The 16,512-nt window shown below is 60.6% G+C and carries 13 protein-coding genes; 4 read left to right on the top strand and 9 right to left on the bottom strand.

The annotated features are described in order from the left end of the window. Positions 1-18 precede the first annotated feature (18 nt). The 5 genes from ACZ3GY_RS04140 to ACZ3GY_RS04160 form a co-directional block, all read right to left on the bottom strand. A complete protein-coding gene (locus tag ACZ3GY_RS04140) occupies positions 19-720 on the bottom strand; it encodes an ABC transporter ATP-binding protein (RefSeq protein ID WP_042556484.1) in 702 nt (233 codons plus the stop codon). Beyond that, positions 720-1,487: a high-affinity branched-chain amino acid ABC transporter ATP-binding protein LivG gene (livG, locus tag ACZ3GY_RS04145; RefSeq protein ID WP_465909027.1), complete on the bottom strand. Its 768-nt coding sequence runs from the start codon at positions 1,485-1,487 to the stop codon at positions 720-722. Before livG ends, ACZ3GY_RS04140 begins: the two co-directional genes overlap by 1 nt. Next, positions 1,484-2,743: a high-affinity branched-chain amino acid ABC transporter permease LivM gene (locus ACZ3GY_RS04150; protein WP_465909028.1), complete on the bottom strand. Its 1,260-nt coding sequence runs from the start codon at positions 2,741-2,743 to the stop codon at positions 1,484-1,486. Before ACZ3GY_RS04150 ends, livG begins: the two co-directional genes overlap by 4 nt. Then, positions 2,740-3,663, bottom strand: a complete 924-nt coding sequence (livH, locus tag ACZ3GY_RS04155) for a high-affinity branched-chain amino acid ABC transporter permease LivH (RefSeq protein ID WP_225834246.1) — start codon at positions 3,661-3,663, stop codon at positions 2,740-2,742. The genes ACZ3GY_RS04150 and livH overlap by 4 nt, the downstream gene beginning before the upstream one ends. A gap of 129 nt (positions 3,664-3,792) precedes the next feature. Beyond that, positions 3,793-4,914 carry a branched-chain amino acid ABC transporter substrate-binding protein gene (locus tag ACZ3GY_RS04160; RefSeq protein ID WP_463564047.1) on the bottom strand — a complete coding sequence of 374 codons (1,122 nt, stop codon included), beginning with the start codon at positions 4,912-4,914 and terminating at the stop codon, positions 3,793-3,795. A 295-nt stretch (positions 4,915-5,209) separates the two neighbouring features. On the opposite strand from ACZ3GY_RS04160, the gene ACZ3GY_RS04165 reads away from it, so the two are divergent. The 3 genes from ACZ3GY_RS04165 to ACZ3GY_RS04175 all read left to right on the top strand — a co-directional run bounded on the left by ACZ3GY_RS04165 (position 5,210) and on the right by ACZ3GY_RS04175 (position 6,962). Continuing rightward, a complete protein-coding gene (locus ACZ3GY_RS04165) occupies positions 5,210-5,515 on the top strand; it encodes a DUF2288 domain-containing protein (protein ID WP_463564048.1) in 306 nt (101 codons plus the stop codon). Between the two features lie 206 nt (positions 5,516-5,721). Continuing rightward, on the top strand, positions 5,722-6,090 hold the full coding sequence (locus ACZ3GY_RS04170) for a DUF5064 family protein (RefSeq protein WP_465909029.1): 369 nt from the start codon (positions 5,722-5,724) through the stop codon (positions 6,088-6,090). Positions 6,091-6,170: 80 nt separating this feature from the next. Further along, positions 6,171-6,962: a hydroxypyruvate isomerase family protein gene (locus ACZ3GY_RS04175; protein ID WP_465909030.1), complete on the top strand. Its 792-nt coding sequence runs from the start codon at positions 6,171-6,173 to the stop codon at positions 6,960-6,962. Here ACZ3GY_RS04175 and mdoH read toward each other — a convergent pair. The 4 genes from mdoH to lon all read right to left on the bottom strand — a co-directional run bounded on the left by mdoH (position 6,955) and on the right by lon (position 15,422). Further along, a complete protein-coding gene (mdoH, locus tag ACZ3GY_RS04180; protein WP_465909031.1) occupies positions 6,955-9,528 on the bottom strand; it encodes a glucans biosynthesis glucosyltransferase MdoH in 2,574 nt (857 codons plus the stop codon). The genes ACZ3GY_RS04175 and mdoH overlap by 8 nt on opposite strands. Continuing rightward, a complete protein-coding gene (locus ACZ3GY_RS04185; protein WP_465909230.1) occupies positions 9,525-11,075 on the bottom strand; it encodes a glucan biosynthesis protein G in 1,551 nt (516 codons plus the stop codon). Before ACZ3GY_RS04185 ends, mdoH begins: the two co-directional genes overlap by 4 nt. Positions 11,076-11,374: 299 nt before the next feature. Beyond that, complete coding sequence (locus ACZ3GY_RS04190) at positions 11,375-12,631, bottom strand: acyltransferase family protein (RefSeq protein WP_465909032.1); 1,257 nt, start codon at positions 12,629-12,631, stop codon at positions 11,375-11,377. 403 nt (positions 12,632-13,034) lie between these two features. Beyond that, positions 13,035-15,422, bottom strand: coding sequence for an endopeptidase La (gene lon / locus ACZ3GY_RS04195; protein ID WP_465909033.1), 2,388 nt, complete (start codon positions 15,420-15,422; stop codon positions 13,035-13,037). A 215-nt stretch (positions 15,423-15,637) separates the two neighbouring features. Here lon and ACZ3GY_RS04200 point away from each other — a divergent pair, with 215 nt between their 5' ends. Then, a complete protein-coding gene (locus ACZ3GY_RS04200; protein ID WP_465909034.1) occupies positions 15,638-16,390 on the top strand; it encodes a helix-turn-helix domain-containing protein in 753 nt (250 codons plus the stop codon). Positions 16,391-16,512: the final 122 nt, after the last annotated feature.

Here is a 16,512-nt window from a genome sequence, read left to right on the forward strand (position 1 = left end):
GCCGCAGGGGAGAGCGGGCTAGCCGCCGAGGTAGGCGTCACGCACCTTGGGATCATTCAGCAGATCATGGCCACTGCCTTGCATGACGATCCGGCCGTTCTCCAGCACATAGCCGCGGTCGGCCAGCTTGAGCGCCTGGTTAGCGTTCTGCTCGACCAGGAACACGGTCACACCGTCCTTGCGCAGCTGTTCGATGATGTCGAAGATCTGCTGGATGATGATCGGTGCCAGACCCAGAGACGGCTCGTCGAGCAGCAGCAACTTGGGCTTGCTCATCAGCGCACGGCCGATGGCGAGCATCTGCTGTTCACCGCCGGACATGGTGCCGGCACGTTGTACCAGGCGTTCCTTGAGGCGCGGGAACAGGTGCAGCACCTTGTCCAGTTGCTCCTGATTGTCCGCCTTGCTGCCGAAGAAGCCGCCCATGGCGAGGTTTTCCTCGACGGTCAGGCGAGCGAACACGCGGCGGCCTTCCGGCACCACGGCGATGCTCTTGCGCATGATCAGCGGGGTTTCCATGCCGACCAGCTCTTCACCCTGATAGCGGATGCTGCCGCTGGTGGCCTGTGGAGTGCCGCAGAGGGTCATCAGCAGGGTGGACTTGCCGGCGCCGTTGGCACCGATCAGGGTGACGATCTCACCCTGGCGCACTTCCACACTGACGCCGTGCAGCGCCTGGATCTTGCCGTAGAAGGTGGAAACGTTGTCGAAATACAGCATTACGCTTCCCCCAGGTAGGCTTTGATCACGTCCGGATTGTCGCGGATCTGCTCCGGCGTGCCGTCGGCCAGGGGCGTGCCCTGGTTGATCACGAAGATATGGTCGGAAATGCTCATGACCAGCTTCATGTCGTGTTCGATCAGCAGCACGGTCACGTTGTGCTCGTCACGCAGCACGCCAATCAGCGCTTTCAGGTCGTCGGTTTCCCGCGGGTTGAGGCCCGCTGCCGGCTCGTCGAGCATGAGGATGTTCGGCCGGGTCATCATGCAGCGGGCAATCTCCAGGCGACGCTGCTGACCGTAGGCCAGGGTACCGGCGGTGCGGTTGGCGAATTCGGTCAGGTTGACCTGCTCTAGCCAATGCGCCGCGTAATCCATGGCCTCGCGCTCACTGCGGCGAAACGCCGGGGTCTTGAACAGGCCGGACAGGAAGTTGGTGTTGATGTGGCGGTGCTGGGCGACCAGCAGGTTTTCCACCGCGGTCATTTCCTTGAACAGGCGAACGTTCTGGAAGGTACGCACCACACCCTTGCGAGCGATCTTGTGGCCCGGCAGGCCTTCGATCTGTTCGCCGTTGAGGCGGATGCTGCCCGAGGTCGGTTTGTAGAAACCGGTCAGGCAGTTGAACACCGTGGTCTTGCCGGCACCGTTCGGGCCGATCATCGACACAACCTGTTTTTCATTGACCGAGAGGCTGACCCCGTTGACGGCCAGCAGGCCGCCAAAACGCATGGACAGGCCGCTCACTTCTAGAATCGGGCGGCTCATCGTTGTTTCAACTCCAGGTGTGGGCGCTGCATGGGCATGAGGCCCTGCGGACGCCAGATCATCATCACGATCATGGTCAGACCGAATATCAGCATGCGGTACTCGTTGAAGTCGCGCATCTCCTGCAACAGGGTCATCACGATGGCCGCGAATATGATGCCGAGCTGCGAGCCCATGCCACCCAACACGACGATGGCGAGGATCATCGCCGACTCGATGAAGGTGAACGACTCCGGCGTTACCAGCCCCTGACGAGCAGCGAAGAAGCTGCCGGCAAAACCGGCGAAACTGGCGCCGATGGTGAAGGCCGAAAGCTTGACGGTGGTCGGGTTGAGGCCCAGGGCACGGCAGGCGATTTCATCTTCGCGAAGGGCTTCCCAGGCGCGGCCGATTGGCATGCGCATCAGGCGGTTGATCACGAAGATGGCCAGCAGTACCAGCAACAGGGCGATCAGGTACAGAAAGATCACCTTGTAGGTGGAGTTGTAGGCGATACCGAGGAAGTCATGCAGGGTCTGGCCGCCATCCGGTGCGCGGCGATCCAGCGACAGACCGAACAGTTCCGGCTTGGGAATCGAGCTGATGCCGTTCGGGCCACCGGTGATCTCGGTAAGGTTACGCAGCATGATGCGGATGATTTCACCAAAGCCGAGCGTCACGATGGCCAGGTAATCGCCGCGTAGCCTGAGTACTGGGAAGCCCAGCAAACAGCCAAACGTGGCGGCCATCAGCCCGGCGATTGGCAATGCCGTCCAGAAACCGAAGCCCGCGTACTCGGCGAGCAGCGCATAGGTGTAGGCACCCACGGCGTAGAAGCCGACGTAGCCCAGGTCGAGCAGGCCGGCGAGGCCGACCACGATGTTCAGGCCAATACCGAGCATCACGTAGATGAGGATCAGTGTGGCGATGTCCACCGCGGCCCGGGAGCCGAAGAACGGCCAGGCCAGTGCGACCACGAACAGCGCGAGCATGATCCAGCGCTGCACGCTGGGCAGGGTCAGCGAGTTCTTCAGGTTCTGCGGTACGCCCGGCAGAACGCTTTTGAGCTTGTCACCGCCGAGCAGCAGATCACGCAGCACCAGGTGCCAGACGAACAGTAGCGCGGCGGCGATGCCGATGGTCCACAGGGTCTTGGCGCTGGCGCCTTGTACCTGCAGGCTGATGCCGACGACGCTGAGCTTGAGGCCGAGGATCGGGTAGGAGATCAGCAGCAGAAGGATGCTGCTGAACAGGGCGGTCTTGAGGTTCTTGCTCATACCTTTTCAACCTCCGGACGGCCGAGGATGCCGGTCGGGCGGAACAGCAGCACCAGCACCAGCAGGCTGAAGGCGACGACATCCTTATATTGGTCACCGAAAATATCGGCGCCGAAGGCTTCCGCCACACCCAGCACCAGGCCGCCAAGCACGGCACCCGGGATGCTGCCGATGCCGCCGAGTACCGCGGCGGTGAATGCCTTGATACCTGCGAGGAAGCCCAGATGCGGGTTGATCACGCCGTATTGCATGCCCAGCAGCACGGCGGCAACGGCTGCCAGTGCAGCGCCGATGACGAAGGTTAGGGCGATGATGTTGTTGGTGTTGATGCCGAGCAGGTTGGCCATCTTCAGGTCTTCGGCGCAGGCGCGGCAGGCGCGACCCAGGCGTGAGCGCGAGATGAACAAGGTGAGGCCGATCATGGTCAGGAAGGTGACCACGAAGATCAGCACCTGCATGTAGGAAATCACCACACCATTCATGGCGCTTTCGCCAAACACGAAGTTGCCGGGCAGCGGGTTGGTGATGGCTTTGTCCTTGGAGTCCTGAGAAAGCATCACGGCGTTCTGCAGGAAAATCGACATGCCAATCGCGGAAATCAGTGGGATCAGCCGGTTACCACCGCGTAGCGGCCGGTAGGCGACCCGTTCGATGCTGTAGCCGAGGGCACTGGTGACGATGATGCTCGCCGCAAAGGCGCAGATCATGATGAGTGGCAGGCTATCGAGCCCCATCATGGCCAGCAGGGTGATGGCGATGAAGGCGACGTAGGAACCGATCATGTACACCTCGCCATGGGCGAAGTTGATCATGCCGATGATGCCGTAGACCATCGTGTAGCCGATGGCGATCAGGGCATAGGTACTGCCGACGGTCAGACCGTTGAGCAGCTGTTGCAGGTAGTGATAAAGATCAGGCATTGCCTAACTCCTGGGTTGTCGCGCACGGCAGCGCTTGTGGCGCAACGCGAAACCGGGGCTCTTTCAATAAACTTTCAATAAACAAAGCCCACTGCGTGTGCAGTGGGCTTTAGATTCAGGCGGGGTGACTTACTTGGCTTCGGACTTGGTGCCGTCCTGGTGCCATTCGTAAACCACGAAGTTGAAGTCCTTCAGGTCGCCTTTCTCGTCGAAGCTGAGGGCGCCGGTCGGGGTGTCGAAGGTGTTGGCGCGCAGGGCGGCCGCTACTTCTGCAGTATCGGTGCTACCGGCTTTCTCAATGCCGCCGGCAATTACTTGAACGGCAGCGTAGGCCGGGAACACGAACGGCCCACTGGAGTCTTCGTTCTTGGCCTTGAACGCGTCAACCAGCGCTTTGTTCTTCGGATCCTGGTCGAAGGATTGCGGCAGAGTCACCAGCATACCTTCGGAGGCTGGACCGGCGATGGCCGAGATTTCCTTGTTGCCGACGCCTTCCGGCCCCATGAAGCGAACGTCCAGGCCTTTTTCCTTGGACTGACGCAGCAGCAGGCCCAGTTCTGGGTGGTAGCCACCGTAATAGACGAAGTCCACGCCTTGTTGCTTGAGTTTGGCGATCAGCGAGGAGAAGTCCTTGTCACCGGCGTTGATGCCTTCGAACAGGCCAACTTTCACGCCTTTGGATTCCAGGGTCTGCTTGACCGCTGTGGCGATACCTTCACCGTACTGTTGCTTGTCATGGATGACAGCGACGTTCTTCGGCTTGACGTGGTCAGCGATGAAGTTGCCGGCGGTTGGGCCTTGCAGGCTGTCCAGACCGATGGTGCGGAAGATCAGCTCGTAGCCACGGGCGGTGATTTCCGGGCTGGTAGCGGCCGCGGTGATCATCAGGATGCCTTCGTCTTCGTAGATGTCCGACGCCGGCTGAGTGGAGCTGGAGCACAGGTGGCCAACGACGAATTTGATGCCATCGTTGACGATCTTGTTGGCAACGGCCACGGCTTGCTTGGGATCGCAGGCGTCGTCATAAGTCACGCCTTCGAGCTGAGCACCGTTCACGCCACCGGCCTTGTTGATCTGTTCGATGGCCATCTTGGCACCGATGAACTGCATTTCGCCGTACTGGGCAACAGCACCGGTCACCGGGCCAGCCATGGCGATTTTGATGGTGTCGGCGGCGACCGAGTAGCTGGCAGCGCCAGCCAGGGCCATAGCGGCGAACAGCTTGGAAATCTGCTTAGTAGCGTTGTTCATTAGTGCTCCACTTATTGTGTTCATTGTTGTAGTTCTGGCAGCCAAAGCAGCAGAACCGGAGTCGACTTTTCCGGCCATACCCCCGGCAACTGTACCGATACAGTGTAGAGCGCTGATTTGCGCCTTGGAAAGTCGGTAGTCGAGGAAGAAAGGTAGGAATGTCGCGTAATTGCAAGAAATGTATAGAAAAACGGCGGATTCCTGACTGACGGGTGGTTGACACGGCTTGTCTGCTCGCCACCCATCGCTATCATGACGGCCGTCGAAAAAACGACCCTTCACGATGGAGCCTGCCATGAATGAACAACCAAGCACCCTCTATGCCAAATTGCTCGGCGAAACGGCTCCTATCCGTTGGCAGGAGCTGCAACCGTTCTTTGCCCGTGGCTCGCTGCTGTGGGTCGACAGTAACGCAGATCTGATTGCGGTGGCCGAGGCGGTTGCCGAGAACCATAGAGAAGCGGTTGCTGAATGGCTGGATTCGGCGCGGGTCGCGGTGTTGAGCGACAGGCACGCGGAGGATCTGCTGGCGCGTGATCCATCGCTCTGGGCCGTGGTGGTTGCTCCTTGGGTTTTGGTGCAGGAGCGCGCTGAAAAGTAGCGTTGGTTTCGAACGTTCGTTTTAACCGCTCTGGAATAGGACTCTTCTAGGGGCGGCAAACGATTTTTATGCTTTATTTTGGTGCTCCGTGTGGGTCGATTTGGGGCGCTGGGAGATTGGCATCATCGCCGAGTCTGGATGTCTATGCTCAGGAGACCGGAAGCCTTTTGGCGTATCGGGGAATCCTTCAGCACAGGAGACTGCTTATGTTTGAGCCCGGCCATCTATTTCGCGGTAACAGCCTGGCGGTGAGTGAGATACCCACCTATGCCATCGACCTGCATTACGACGTGCGCCAGGATGCGGCCGAAGGGCCGATGCTGCACGTGTCCCTCAAGGGGGAAATCGCAGGGGCGGCGTTCGAAGAGTCGTTCGAATTGCACCGTGATACCGCCTTCAACTTCGCCAGCGTGGTCAGCCGTCTGGCTCACAAGCATGGCTTGCCAACCAGTGTTGTGCTGATCAGTCACGAGCACGAAGAGTTCGACCAGATGTTCGAGGATATTCGTCAGCGTCTGGGCGCGCATAGCGGCGAGCCGGTTGATCTCGATCATCTTGAGAAAGATGGCCTGTAAGTGTTGTCGAGAGGCGAGCAGGTTCAATTCACTTCAACGGCTCGGTCGGCGCTTCGGCCCGCGACAGCCTGGAGTCATGCATGAAGATATCCGCCAACCTGACCATGCTGTTCACCGAGCGGCCGTTGCTCGAGCGCATCGTCGCAGCCGCTGCGTCGGGCTTCGATGGCGTGGAAATCCAGTTTCCCTATGAAGTACCGGCGCTTCGTCTGAAGGACGAACTGGCACGGGCGGGGATGCCGCTGGCGCTGATGAATTTTCCAGGCGGTGACTTCATCGCTGGCGGGCCTGGGCTGGCTGCGGTGCCCGCACGCCAGGCAGCATTCGACCAGGCTTTACAGGAGGCGCTAACCTACGCGGCCATGGTGCGCCCGCAATTCATCAACGTGCTGCCGGGACGGCTGGCCGAAGGTCTCGAGCGGGAGCAGGCGCTTGGCACCTTGAGCGACAACATCCGCAAGGCGGCTGAGGCGTTCCAGGCCTTGGGTATCGGTGTGGTCAGCGAGGCGATCAACCCCATCGACATGCCGGGGTTTCTGATCAATACGCCGGAGCACCTGCAGGCGTTGCTGGCCCAGGTCGATCATGACAATTTCCAGGCTCAGCTGGATATTTATCACATGGCGCGGCAGGGGATAGATCCCGTCGAGGCTGTCGAGGCGCTGGCCGGGAAGGTCGGCCATGTGCAATTCGCCGACTGTCCGGGGCGCGGTGCTCCGGGGAGTGGGAATATTGATTTCGCTGCCTTGCCTCTGGCGCTGGAGAACAGTGGTTACCGGGGCTGGCTGGGTGCCGAGTACCGCCCCGAAGAGGGCGATACCCGTGCCAGCCTGGGCTGGTTGAACGCGTGGCGGGCGCCTGCGATCAATTGACCAGAGGAGCGGTTACGCCAACCGCGGGCAGCTTGAGCGCCAGGTTGCCGCGATCCGCCTGGGTTGGTGTGCTCTGGTTGTAAGCGTGGCGCCACAGCGGGTGCTGTTCAGCTTGTTGCCACAACTGCGCATGCAGACGAGCGAGCAGTACCGGATCACTTAGCAGCACCAGCTTGCTCTTGCCATCGAGCTTTTTGGGGCCCAGCTCCAGTGCTTCGCCGAGGACACGTTGCCGCGCCTGTTCGATCAGCGCTGCATTGCCGTGACGAGCCGTGGCCATGGCGCATGCCAGCGCATTGGGGAAGGGGCGCAGCACGGCTTCGATGAAGCCGTTTTCCATGGCGTGCTCGCGGTTATGCCGGGTATAGGCATAGGTGGAGAGCAGCGCCTGAGGCGGGTTGGACTCCTCAGGAATCAGGAACAGATTACCCTTCTTGCTGCGCAGCCCAAGGCTCAGACGGCTGGAGAATACCGAGACCGGAATCGACAGCATCAGCGACACCACGATCGGCGACAGCCACCACAGGAAGTTCGGGTCGAGCCAGGCCACGCCCGCTGTCCAGCCGACACCCAGCAACGCCTGCCAGCCATGGCGGCGTGTGGCGTCGCCCCAGGTGGTGATGCCGTTGTCGCGCTGCGGTGAGTTCCAGGTGGCGGACCAGCCAAGGAACGCGGCGCTGACGAACATGGTGTGGAACAGCATGCGCACCGGTGCCAGCAGCACCGAGAAGAGCATCTCCAGCAGCATGCTCAGGGTCGCTTTGAACGCGCCGCCGTATGCCTTGGCGCCTTTGATCCAGATGAGGATCACGGCGAGCAGCTTGGGCAGGAACAGCAGGGTCAGGGTGGTGGAAAACAGCGCGATGGCTTTTTCCGGGTTCCACCTTGGCCATACCGGGAACAACTGACCGGGCACCAGGAAGTACTGCGGCTCCATCAGCGTATGAATGGCCAGCAGGGCAGTGGAGAGCAGCAGGAACATGAACCACAGCGGTGCCGACAGGTAGGACATCACGCCGGTCAGGAACACCGCGCGGTGTACCGGGTGCATGCCCTTGACCAGAAACAGGCGGAAGTTCATCAGGTTGCCGTGGCACCAGCGCCGGTCGCGCTGCAACTCGTCGATCAGGTTGGGCGGTAGCTCTTCGTAGCTGCCTTCCAGGTCGTAGGCGATCCACACCCCCCAGCCGGCACGGCGCATCAGCGACGCCTCGACGAAGTCGTGGGACATGATCGCGCCTGCGAACGAGCCTGTGCCCGGCAGAGGAGCCAGGGCGCAGTGCTCGATGAACGGCTGCATGCGGATGATCGCGTTGTGGCCCCAGTAGTGGGACTCACCGAGCTGCCAGTAGTGCAGGCCTGCGGTGAACAGCGGGCCGTAGGCGCGGGTGGCGAACTGCTGCAGGCGCGCGTACAGGGTGTTCATGCCCGCTGCCTTGGGTGAGCTCTGGATGATGCCGGCCTGGGGATTGGCCTCCATCAGCCGCACCAGTTTGGTCAGGCATTCGCCGCTCATCACGCTGTCGGCATCGAGCACGATCATGTAGCGGTAATCGCCGCCCCAGCGACGGCAGAAATCGTCGATGTTGCCGCTCTTGCGCTTCACGCGACGACGGCGACGGCGGTAGAAAATATTGCCGAAACCCTTGGTCTCCTGGCACAGCTCCAACCAGGCGCGCTGTTCGGCCACGGCGATGTCGGCATCGCCAGTATCGCTGAGCACGTAGAAGTCGAACTGATTGAGCTCGCCCGAGGCCGCCACCGATTCGTAGGTGGCACGTAGGCCGGCGAAGACCCGTGGCACGTCCTCGTTGCAGATCGGCATGATGATCGCGGTGCGGGCTTTGGCATCGATTGGCTCGTTACCGGCACTGCTGCCGGAAATACCATAGCGGTCATAGCCACGCAGCAATTCCCAGAAGCCCATCAGCGCCGTCCAGAAACCTGCGGACACCCAGCAGAACAGCAATGAGAACAGAGCCAGAATACTGCCCTGCACCACATAGGGCAGAACCTGCAGCAGGCTTTCCTGCCAGCCTTGCTCCATGACTTCCTGCAGGTTGATCAGCGACCAGCCCTGATAGGGCAGGATGCTGTTCATGTACCAGGTCGCGACGGCAGTCTGGCTCAGCATCAGTATCAACAACACATAGCGGCGCAGCGAACCGACTCGGCGCCAGCGTGCGGGCTCGAGTTCGCGTTTTGGCGGGCGAGGCGGGTTGGACTTGCCGAACAGCGCGCGCCAGCCGCGGGTCAGCAGGTTGGTGCGCCACGGCTCGGGGGTCATCTTGGTGCGGTTGAGGGGCGGGGCGGCGCGCAGAATTGGCCGTCCGGCCGCATCCAGCGACAGCAGACCGGTGGCTTCCAGCGGTTCTCCTGCGCCCAGTTCGATACGTCGGGCAGCCGATTTATGCACGGCCTCTTCTGCGCTTGCCGCCTGCGTGCCGCCAAGGCGGCTGTGCAGTTCGGTAAAGTCGCGGCAGTCGGCCAAGGCTTCACGTTCAGTGGCACTCAGCGGCAGGCTGTCCAGGTACTCGTCCAGGGCGGACTGCTCGGTGGTTTTCATGGGGCGGTAACCGTATTGGGTGGGAGTTGATAGCTCCAGGTTTCGCTGAGGGTCTTGTCACCCTCGACCAGAGCCGCGCGCATTTCCACCGCTTGCTTGGGATCCTTGACCTTGAGGCGCAGCGTCAGGCGCCAGCCTTTGGTCGCCGGGTTGTACTGCAGACTGTTGTCCAGCAACTCGGCGTTGTCATTGACGCTGACGTTGGACGTCACTGCCGCGTCGGATTTCAGCTTGGCCAAAGCCGGGCCTTCAAAATCCACCAGCAAGGCGGTGCTGCCATCGAGCTTGCGGGTCAGGTTGGGCTGTTTGACTTCGCCGGCGCTGCGCATGGTCTGTTTGACCCAGGCCGTCTCTTTGCCTAGTTGCGCGTGTTCGTCCTTGGTCCAGTGCATGCGGTAGTCGAACTGCATCGGCTCGCCCGGCTTGGGCTGCTCGTCAGGCGTCCAGAAAGCGACGATGTTGTCGTTGGTTTCGTCTGGGGTAGGAATTTCCACCAGCTCTACCTTGCCCTTGCCCCATTCGCCCTTGGGTTCGATCCACACACTGGGGCGCTGCTCGTAGCGGTCTTCCAGGTCTTCAAACTGGGCGAAGTCGCGGCCGCGCTGAAGCAGACCGAAGCCTTTTGGGTTCTCCACCTCGAACGTGCTTACTCCAAGGTTTTGCGGATTGTTCAGTGGGCGCCAGATGTGCTCGTCGTTGCCGGTATGGATCGCCAGGCCGTTGGAGTCGTGTAGTGCAGGGCGGTAATTCGGTTTGCTTGAGCGCTGGCTGGGGCCGTAGAGGAACATGCTGGTGAGCGGGGCGATGCCCAGCTTGTTGACGTTGTCACGCAGGAATACCCGCGACTGCACGTCTACCACCGAGTCCTTGCCCGGGCGCAGGATGAAGCGATAGGCACCGGTGGCGCGCGGCGAATCGAGCAGCGCGAAGATCACCAGATGCTTGTCTTCCGGCTTGGGGCGTTCGATCCAGAACTCACGGAAATAGGGGAATTCTTCGCCGCTCGGCAGGGCGGTGTCGATGGCCAGGCCGCGGGCCGAGGCACCGTACACCTGATCCTTGCCGATCACCCGGAAATAGCTCGCGCCAAGCAGGCTCATGATCTCGTCGGACTTGCCTTTGGTGTTGATCGGGTACATCACGCGGAAACCGGCGTAGCCGAGATTCTTGATGGCATCGCCATCCTTGTCGATCTTCAGGTCACCGAAATCGAAACGCGCGGGGTCGTACTTGATTTCATTGACGCTGGTGGACGTCACTTCGTTGATCTTCACCGGGCTGTCGAAGTGCATGCCCTGGTGATAGAAACTCAATTTGAACGGGGTTTTACTGTCGGCCCATTCGTACTTGTCTTCGAGCGATTTGATCTTCTGGTAATCGGCGAACTGCAGGGTGCGCAGCTCGCTAGGCAGGTTGACGGCTGGAGCAGCGTAAGGCTTGTCCAGCAATTCCTTGGCGTCTGATGCCACGTCATCGAGTGAGAAGGCCAGCACATTGGCGCTGAACAATGAAGTGGTGCAGGCCAGGCACAGCGCGGCTGGAAGCATGCTGTGACGGACAGATGCCTTGACGGTTTTGAGGATCACGGATCCCTCCAGAAAACAGTAAGAAACAGCGGCGTGGTCGGCCGAACATCTCCTTCCGACCGTGATCGTTGCAGATGATTCCTGTGAATTTCCCGCCGCTTCGCTCTGAGCCTGTTCACGACCTCGCGAGCTAGAGCCATACAGGGCTAGGCGCCCCCGCAAGAACAGGCGAGGACGCGGAGTTTACGAGCTGTAAATGAGCAGGCCGAGCCTGTTTTTAACGCAGTAGGGCAGACGCGCAGCAGGTTGTGAACAGGTTCTTAGCGTGTGCTGCGCTTCACAGGCAGAAACTTCAAGAGCTGCTTGCGGGTCGGCACCACCGCGTTCTCCTGGGCCCAGACGCAGAGGATCACGGTGAGCAGCAGGAACAGCGGGTAGAAGGCGATCGACAGGGTCTGCTCACCAGCCTGGGCGGCGCACTGCGCCCAGTTGGCGAAGCACTCGGTCGACGCCACGCTGAGCACCTTCTCCGAACGTGAGAACAGGGTGAAGGCCGGCACGTGCAGCACGAACAGCGGTAGCGAGGCAGCCCCCAGGCGCTGCGACCAGCGGCGTACCGGCTCACTGGACGGCGAAGATGCCAGGGCGCACAGGTAGATCAGCATCATTTGCGATGGCAGCAGCAGGCCGTTGTGCAGCAGGTAATACCAGTACTGCTCACCCTCGACCAACCAGGCGGCGCCGAAGAAGCAGGTCAGCACCGTGACGATCATCAGGCCGATGCCTGCGCCGCCTGGCGAGCGGCCCGCGTCGCGCATGTCACGGAACAGGCCGTAGGCGAGAATGCCGGCAAGGAACTCCGGCAGGCGCACCAGCGGGTTACGGTGCAGGATGCCGGTGAACGGCATGCCGTAGTCACCATTGAGAATCACCAGAGTTGGCGGAATCATGTAGATCAGGGTGAGTACGCCCAGCCACAGCACCTTGTGTTTCAGGCGCGCCAGGCGTGGGGCCACGAAGGGAAAGGTGAGGTAGAAGAAGAACAGCGTGGAGATCGACCACAGTGGCGGGTTGAAGGTCAGGTAGAACGGGTTCCAGGCCTGCAGCATGAACAGTTGCAGCACCGTATTGAGTGCCAGTTCGCCGTTGCCCATGAAATGTTCGAGGGTGGTGCGCGAGATTCCGGTCATGTCTTCGTTGGTGTCGTACACCACGAAACGGATGGTGGCCTTGGTCTCGTCCGGCGGGATGCCCAAGTTGCTGATGATGAAGATGACCGTGATGGTCAGCAGCAGGGAAAAGATGTGTAGCGGGTAGAGGTTGGCGAAGCGCCGGCTCCAGAAACTCACCGCCGGCTCGCGCAGCTCACCGCGCTTGCAGTAGACGTGGGCGAGCAGAAAACCGGACAGCACGAAGAAGGTACTGGTGGCAAAAAAGCCGACACCGCTGAGCTGCTTGATGATCGGCAGCTTCTGTTCTGCGTAATTGTGCAGGGTATGGAAGACCACGATGTACAGGCCGAGTATGAAGCGCAGCCACTCGAGCCCGATGAAATGTTCCTTGTCGGTTCGGGTCATTCCCGATCTCCTTATATCAACCATCTTCCGGGGACAAATCGACCTGCGCAGAGAGCTTCACTGCGCAGCCTTGCGGCAGCGGGGTCAGTTTCTGACAGCGGCAATCGCGTTTCGATCTATCTGATTTACCGGGAAAGGGCGGTATGGCGGGAGCGGGTATAAGGAGGGACGCAGCGTGTCATGTGCTCATGGCGCTTGAGTCAGTATTCAGTTTTGACAGCGCGAAAAATTGTAGGAGCCGGCTTGCCGGCGAAGTGATTTCTGGCTCAACGCCTATGCTGGCTTGCCTACTACATAGTCGCGGGCAAGTTTGCTCCAGCCGCCCTTTGGACATCGGCCGTACGCTAAGCACCCGCCCCGCATCAAATACGCGGGGCGGGCTGCTAGGTGTGAAGCCGTTGTGTCAGTCGAACAGCACCTTGGCGACATCGCTGTAGCGTTTGGCGAAATGCACGGTGATGCCTTCCTTGAGATAGTCCGGCAGTTCCTGGTAGGAGCCGCGGTTGGCCTCCGGCAAGATCAGCTCGTAGATTTTCTGCCGGCGTGCGGCAATGACTTTCTCGCGTACGCCGCCGATGGCCAGCACCTGGCCGGTGAGGGTCAGCTCGCCGGTCATGGCCACGCCTTTTTTCGGTGCCTTGTTGCGAGCCAGGGAGAGCAGGGCGCTGGCGATGGTGACGCCGGCGCTCGGGCCGTCCTTGGGCGTGGCGCCTTCGGGGACGTGCATGTGCACGAAGGCCTCATCGAAGAAGGTCGGGTCGCCCTTATAGGTCTTCAGGTTGGAGCTGACGTAGCTGTAGGCGATCTCCGCCGACTCCTTCATGACCTCGCCCAACTGGCCGGTCAGTTTGAAACCACGGTTGAGGGTGTGAATCCGCGTTGCTTCGATCGGCAGCGTGGCGCCGCCCATGCTGGTCCAGGCCAGGCCGGTGATCACGCCGATACCCGACAGCACCTGCTCGCTGCGGAACACCGGCATGCCCAGGTATTGCTCAAGATCCTTGGCGGCGATCTTGACCTTGCTCTGCGGATCTTCGAGCAGCTTCACTACGGCTTTGCGCACCAGTTTGCCGAGCTGCTTTTCCAGTTGCCGCACACCGGCCTCGCGGGCATAACCCTCGATCAGCGCGCGCAGGGCGCCGTCGCTTATCGTCAGTTGCTTGCTCGATACGCCCGCCTTGTCCAGTTGCTTGGGCCACAGGTGGCGTTTGGCGATGGCCAGTTTTTCTTCAGTGATATAGCCGGAGAGGCGAATCACTTCCATGCGGTCGAGCAGCGGGCCGGGAATCGAATCCAGCGTGTTGGCTGTGCACACGAACAGCACCTTGGACAGATCCAGGCGCAGATCCAGATAGTGGTCGAGAAACTCGACATTCTGTTCGGGGTCGAGGGTTTCCAGCAGTGCCGAGGCCGGGTCGCCCTGGAAGCTGCTGCCCATCTTGTCGATCTCGTCGAGCATGATCACCGGGTTCATCACCTCGACATCCTTGAGCGCCTGTACCAGCTTGCCGGGCAGGGCGCCTATATAGGTGCGGCGGTGGCCCTTGATCTCCGCTTCATCGCGCATGCCACCCACCGAGAAACGATAGAAAGGGCGACCCAGGGATTCGGCGATGGATTTGCCGATACTGGTTTTGCCGACACCGGGCGGTCCGACCAGCAAGACGATGGAGCCGGCGATCTCGCCCTTGAAGGCGCCTACAGCCAGGAACTCGGTGATGCGTTCTTTGATGTCGTCCATGCCCGCGTGGTGGTCGTCGAGCACCTTACGCGCATGCTTGAGGTCGAGTTTGTCCTTGCCAAACACGCCCCAGGGCACGTTGGTGGCCCAGTCCAGATAATTACGCGTAACGGCATATTCGGGTGAGCCGGTTTCCAGTACCGACAGTTTGTTCATTTCCTCGTCGATGCGTTTGCGGGCCTGGTCAGGCAGGGTCTTGCCTTCCAGGCGCTGGCTGAACTGTTCGGTATCGGCGCTGCGGTCATCCTTGGTGATGCCCAGCTCCTGCTGGATGATCTTCAGCTGTTCCTTGAGGAAGAACTCACGCTGATGCTCGCCCACCGACCGGTTCACCTCGGCGGACAGCTCGTTCTGCAGGCGCGCCACTTCCACTTCCTTGCGCAGCAAGGGCAGCACTTTTTCCATGCGTTTGAGGATCGGCACGGTATCCAGCACTTCCTGCAGCACCTTCGATTGCGCGGTGGTCAGCGCGGCAGCGAAGTCGGTCAGTGGCGATGGATCGTTAGGGCTGAAGCGATTGAGGTAATTCTTCAGTTCCTCGTTGTACAGCGGGTTGAGCGGCAGCAGCTCCTTGATCACGTTGATCAGCGCCATGCCGTAGGCTTTCACCTCATCACGCGAGTCATTGTCGTTGCGCGGGTATTCGACCTCGGCCAGGTAAGGCGGGCGATGGTGTTTGAGCCAGCCACGGATACGTACGCGGGTCAGGCCCTGGGCGACGAATTGCATTTTGCCGTCGTCGCCACTGATGTGGTGCACGCGCACCACGGTGCCATGCTCGGGTAGGGTGGAGGTGTCGAAGTGGCGCGGGTCGGTGACCGGCTGATCAACGTAGAACAGGGCCAGGGTACGGTGCTCGGTCTTGCTGACCAGCTCCAGGGTTTCCGCCCAGTGTTCTTCGTTGACGATGACCGGCAGCACCTGTGCCGGGAAGAACGGCCGATTGTGGATCGGAATCACATAGAGTTTGTCCGGCAGGTTCTGGCCGGGCAGCATCAGGCTATGGCTGGTCTGCTCCGAAGCGATCTCGATATCTTGCGTCTCGTTCATGCGGCACCTGTCTTTTCACGTTGAGTGTTAGATGGGGGGGCGCCGGCTTTTTTCAATATTTATTCGCTCCTCTGCCCACAATCTGCACGCGCGTGGGGTTCTCGGAATGCTTGCGGGGTGTTTCGTGCAATGGCCGTCATTCCACCGGTCGTGGCCCATACAGTTTTTCCATGCAACGCGGTAGAGTGCGCGCTTGGCCCATCGAGTTGCGAATCATGCTCAACGCCCGCCTCATGCGCCTGGACGACCAGGCCCACGAACACACTCACGACCATCATCAATTGGTGATGTCGGTGTCGGGGCGTGCCGAGTTCGAGGTGGTCGGGCGTGGTGGCGAGGTGTGCCGAATGCGTGCCTGCCTGGTGCCGGGCGATGCCGACCACCAGTTCGCGGGGATCGGTGACAACCGCATGCTGATCGTCGACCTCAACGAGCAGGATATGTCCGCCGAGGATCTGCAACTGCTCGGCCACCTGTTCGATACACCGCGTTACCCGCAGTTGGATGCCGACTTTCAGCACTTGCTCTGTTACGCCGGTGCCGAGCTGGAACGCTACGGCAGTGATCACTTGCTGGCTCGTTCCCTTGGTGGTGTGCTGTTGCGTGCTCTGCATCTACGCCTGTTTGGCGAGTCGGTTGGACGTAGCCATGGCTCGATGGATGTGCAGCGTCTTGACGGTTATATCGCCGATAACCTGGCAAGACGGATCAGTGTTGCGGAATTGGCTCATGTCGTCTGCCTCAGCCCCAGCCACTTCCATGCGCAGTTCAAAGATAGTGTTGGCCTCACACCGCATCAGTACCTGCTCAAGGCGCGCCTCGACCGTGCCACACGGCTGCTGCGCGAGAGTGATTTGCCGCTGATCCGCATCGCCGAGGAGTGCGGCTTCTCCAGCCAGAGTGCCTTGACCACTGCCATGCGGCGCTACTTCGGGCTTACACCTAAGCGACTGCGCGGCGGCGCATAAAGCTCTTCAGGCAGGCGGTTCATGGGCTGCCGGCGGTTATTTTTCGAGTGATGGCCTTTTGCCTTTCTGGCGATCCAATAAAGCGTGAACTTCTTCACTCATCCAGCTAATCTTTCCAGCAG

The sequence above is a fragment of the Pseudomonas sp. PME37.24/006 genome, assembly GCF_055556635.1.

Bases quoted from the DNA above. Each gene is read 5' to 3' on its own strand.
- ACZ3GY_RS04175 (WP_465909030.1), top strand. From the start codon at position 6,171: ATGAAGATATCCGCCAACCTGACCATGCTGTTCACCGAGCGGCCGTTG.
- livH (WP_225834246.1), bottom strand. From the start codon at position 3,663: ATGCCTGATCTTTATCACTACCTGCAACAGCTGCTCAACGGTCTGACC.
- ACZ3GY_RS04150 (WP_465909028.1), bottom strand. From the start codon at position 2,743: ATGAGCAAGAACCTCAAGACCGCCCTGTTCAGCAGCATCCTTCTGCTG.
- ACZ3GY_RS04170 (WP_465909029.1), top strand. From the start codon at position 5,722: ATGTTTGAGCCCGGCCATCTATTTCGCGGTAACAGCCTGGCGGTGAGT.
- lon (WP_465909033.1), bottom strand. From the start codon at position 15,422: ATGAACGAGACGCAAGATATCGAGATCGCTTCGGAGCAGACCAGCCAT.
- mdoH (WP_465909031.1), bottom strand. From the start codon at position 9,528: ATGAAAACCACCGAGCAGTCCGCCCTGGACGAGTACCTGGACAGCCTG.
- ACZ3GY_RS04185 (WP_465909230.1), bottom strand. From the start codon at position 11,075: ATGCTTCCAGCCGCGCTGTGCCTGGCCTGCACCACTTCATTGTTCAGC.
- ACZ3GY_RS04190 (WP_465909032.1), bottom strand. From the start codon at position 12,631: ATGACCCGAACCGACAAGGAACATTTCATCGGGCTCGAGTGGCTGCGC.
- ACZ3GY_RS04200 (WP_465909034.1), top strand. From the start codon at position 15,638: ATGCTCAACGCCCGCCTCATGCGCCTGGACGACCAGGCCCACGAACAC.
- livG (WP_465909027.1), bottom strand. From the start codon at position 1,487: ATGAGCCGCCCGATTCTAGAAGTGAGCGGCCTGTCCATGCGTTTTGGC.
- ACZ3GY_RS04165 (WP_463564048.1), top strand. From the start codon at position 5,210: ATGAATGAACAACCAAGCACCCTCTATGCCAAATTGCTCGGCGAAACG.
- ACZ3GY_RS04160 (WP_463564047.1), bottom strand. From the start codon at position 4,914: ATGAACAACGCTACTAAGCAGATTTCCAAGCTGTTCGCCGCTATGGCC.
- ACZ3GY_RS04140 (WP_042556484.1), bottom strand. From the start codon at position 720: ATGCTGTATTTCGACAACGTTTCCACCTTCTACGGCAAGATCCAGGCG.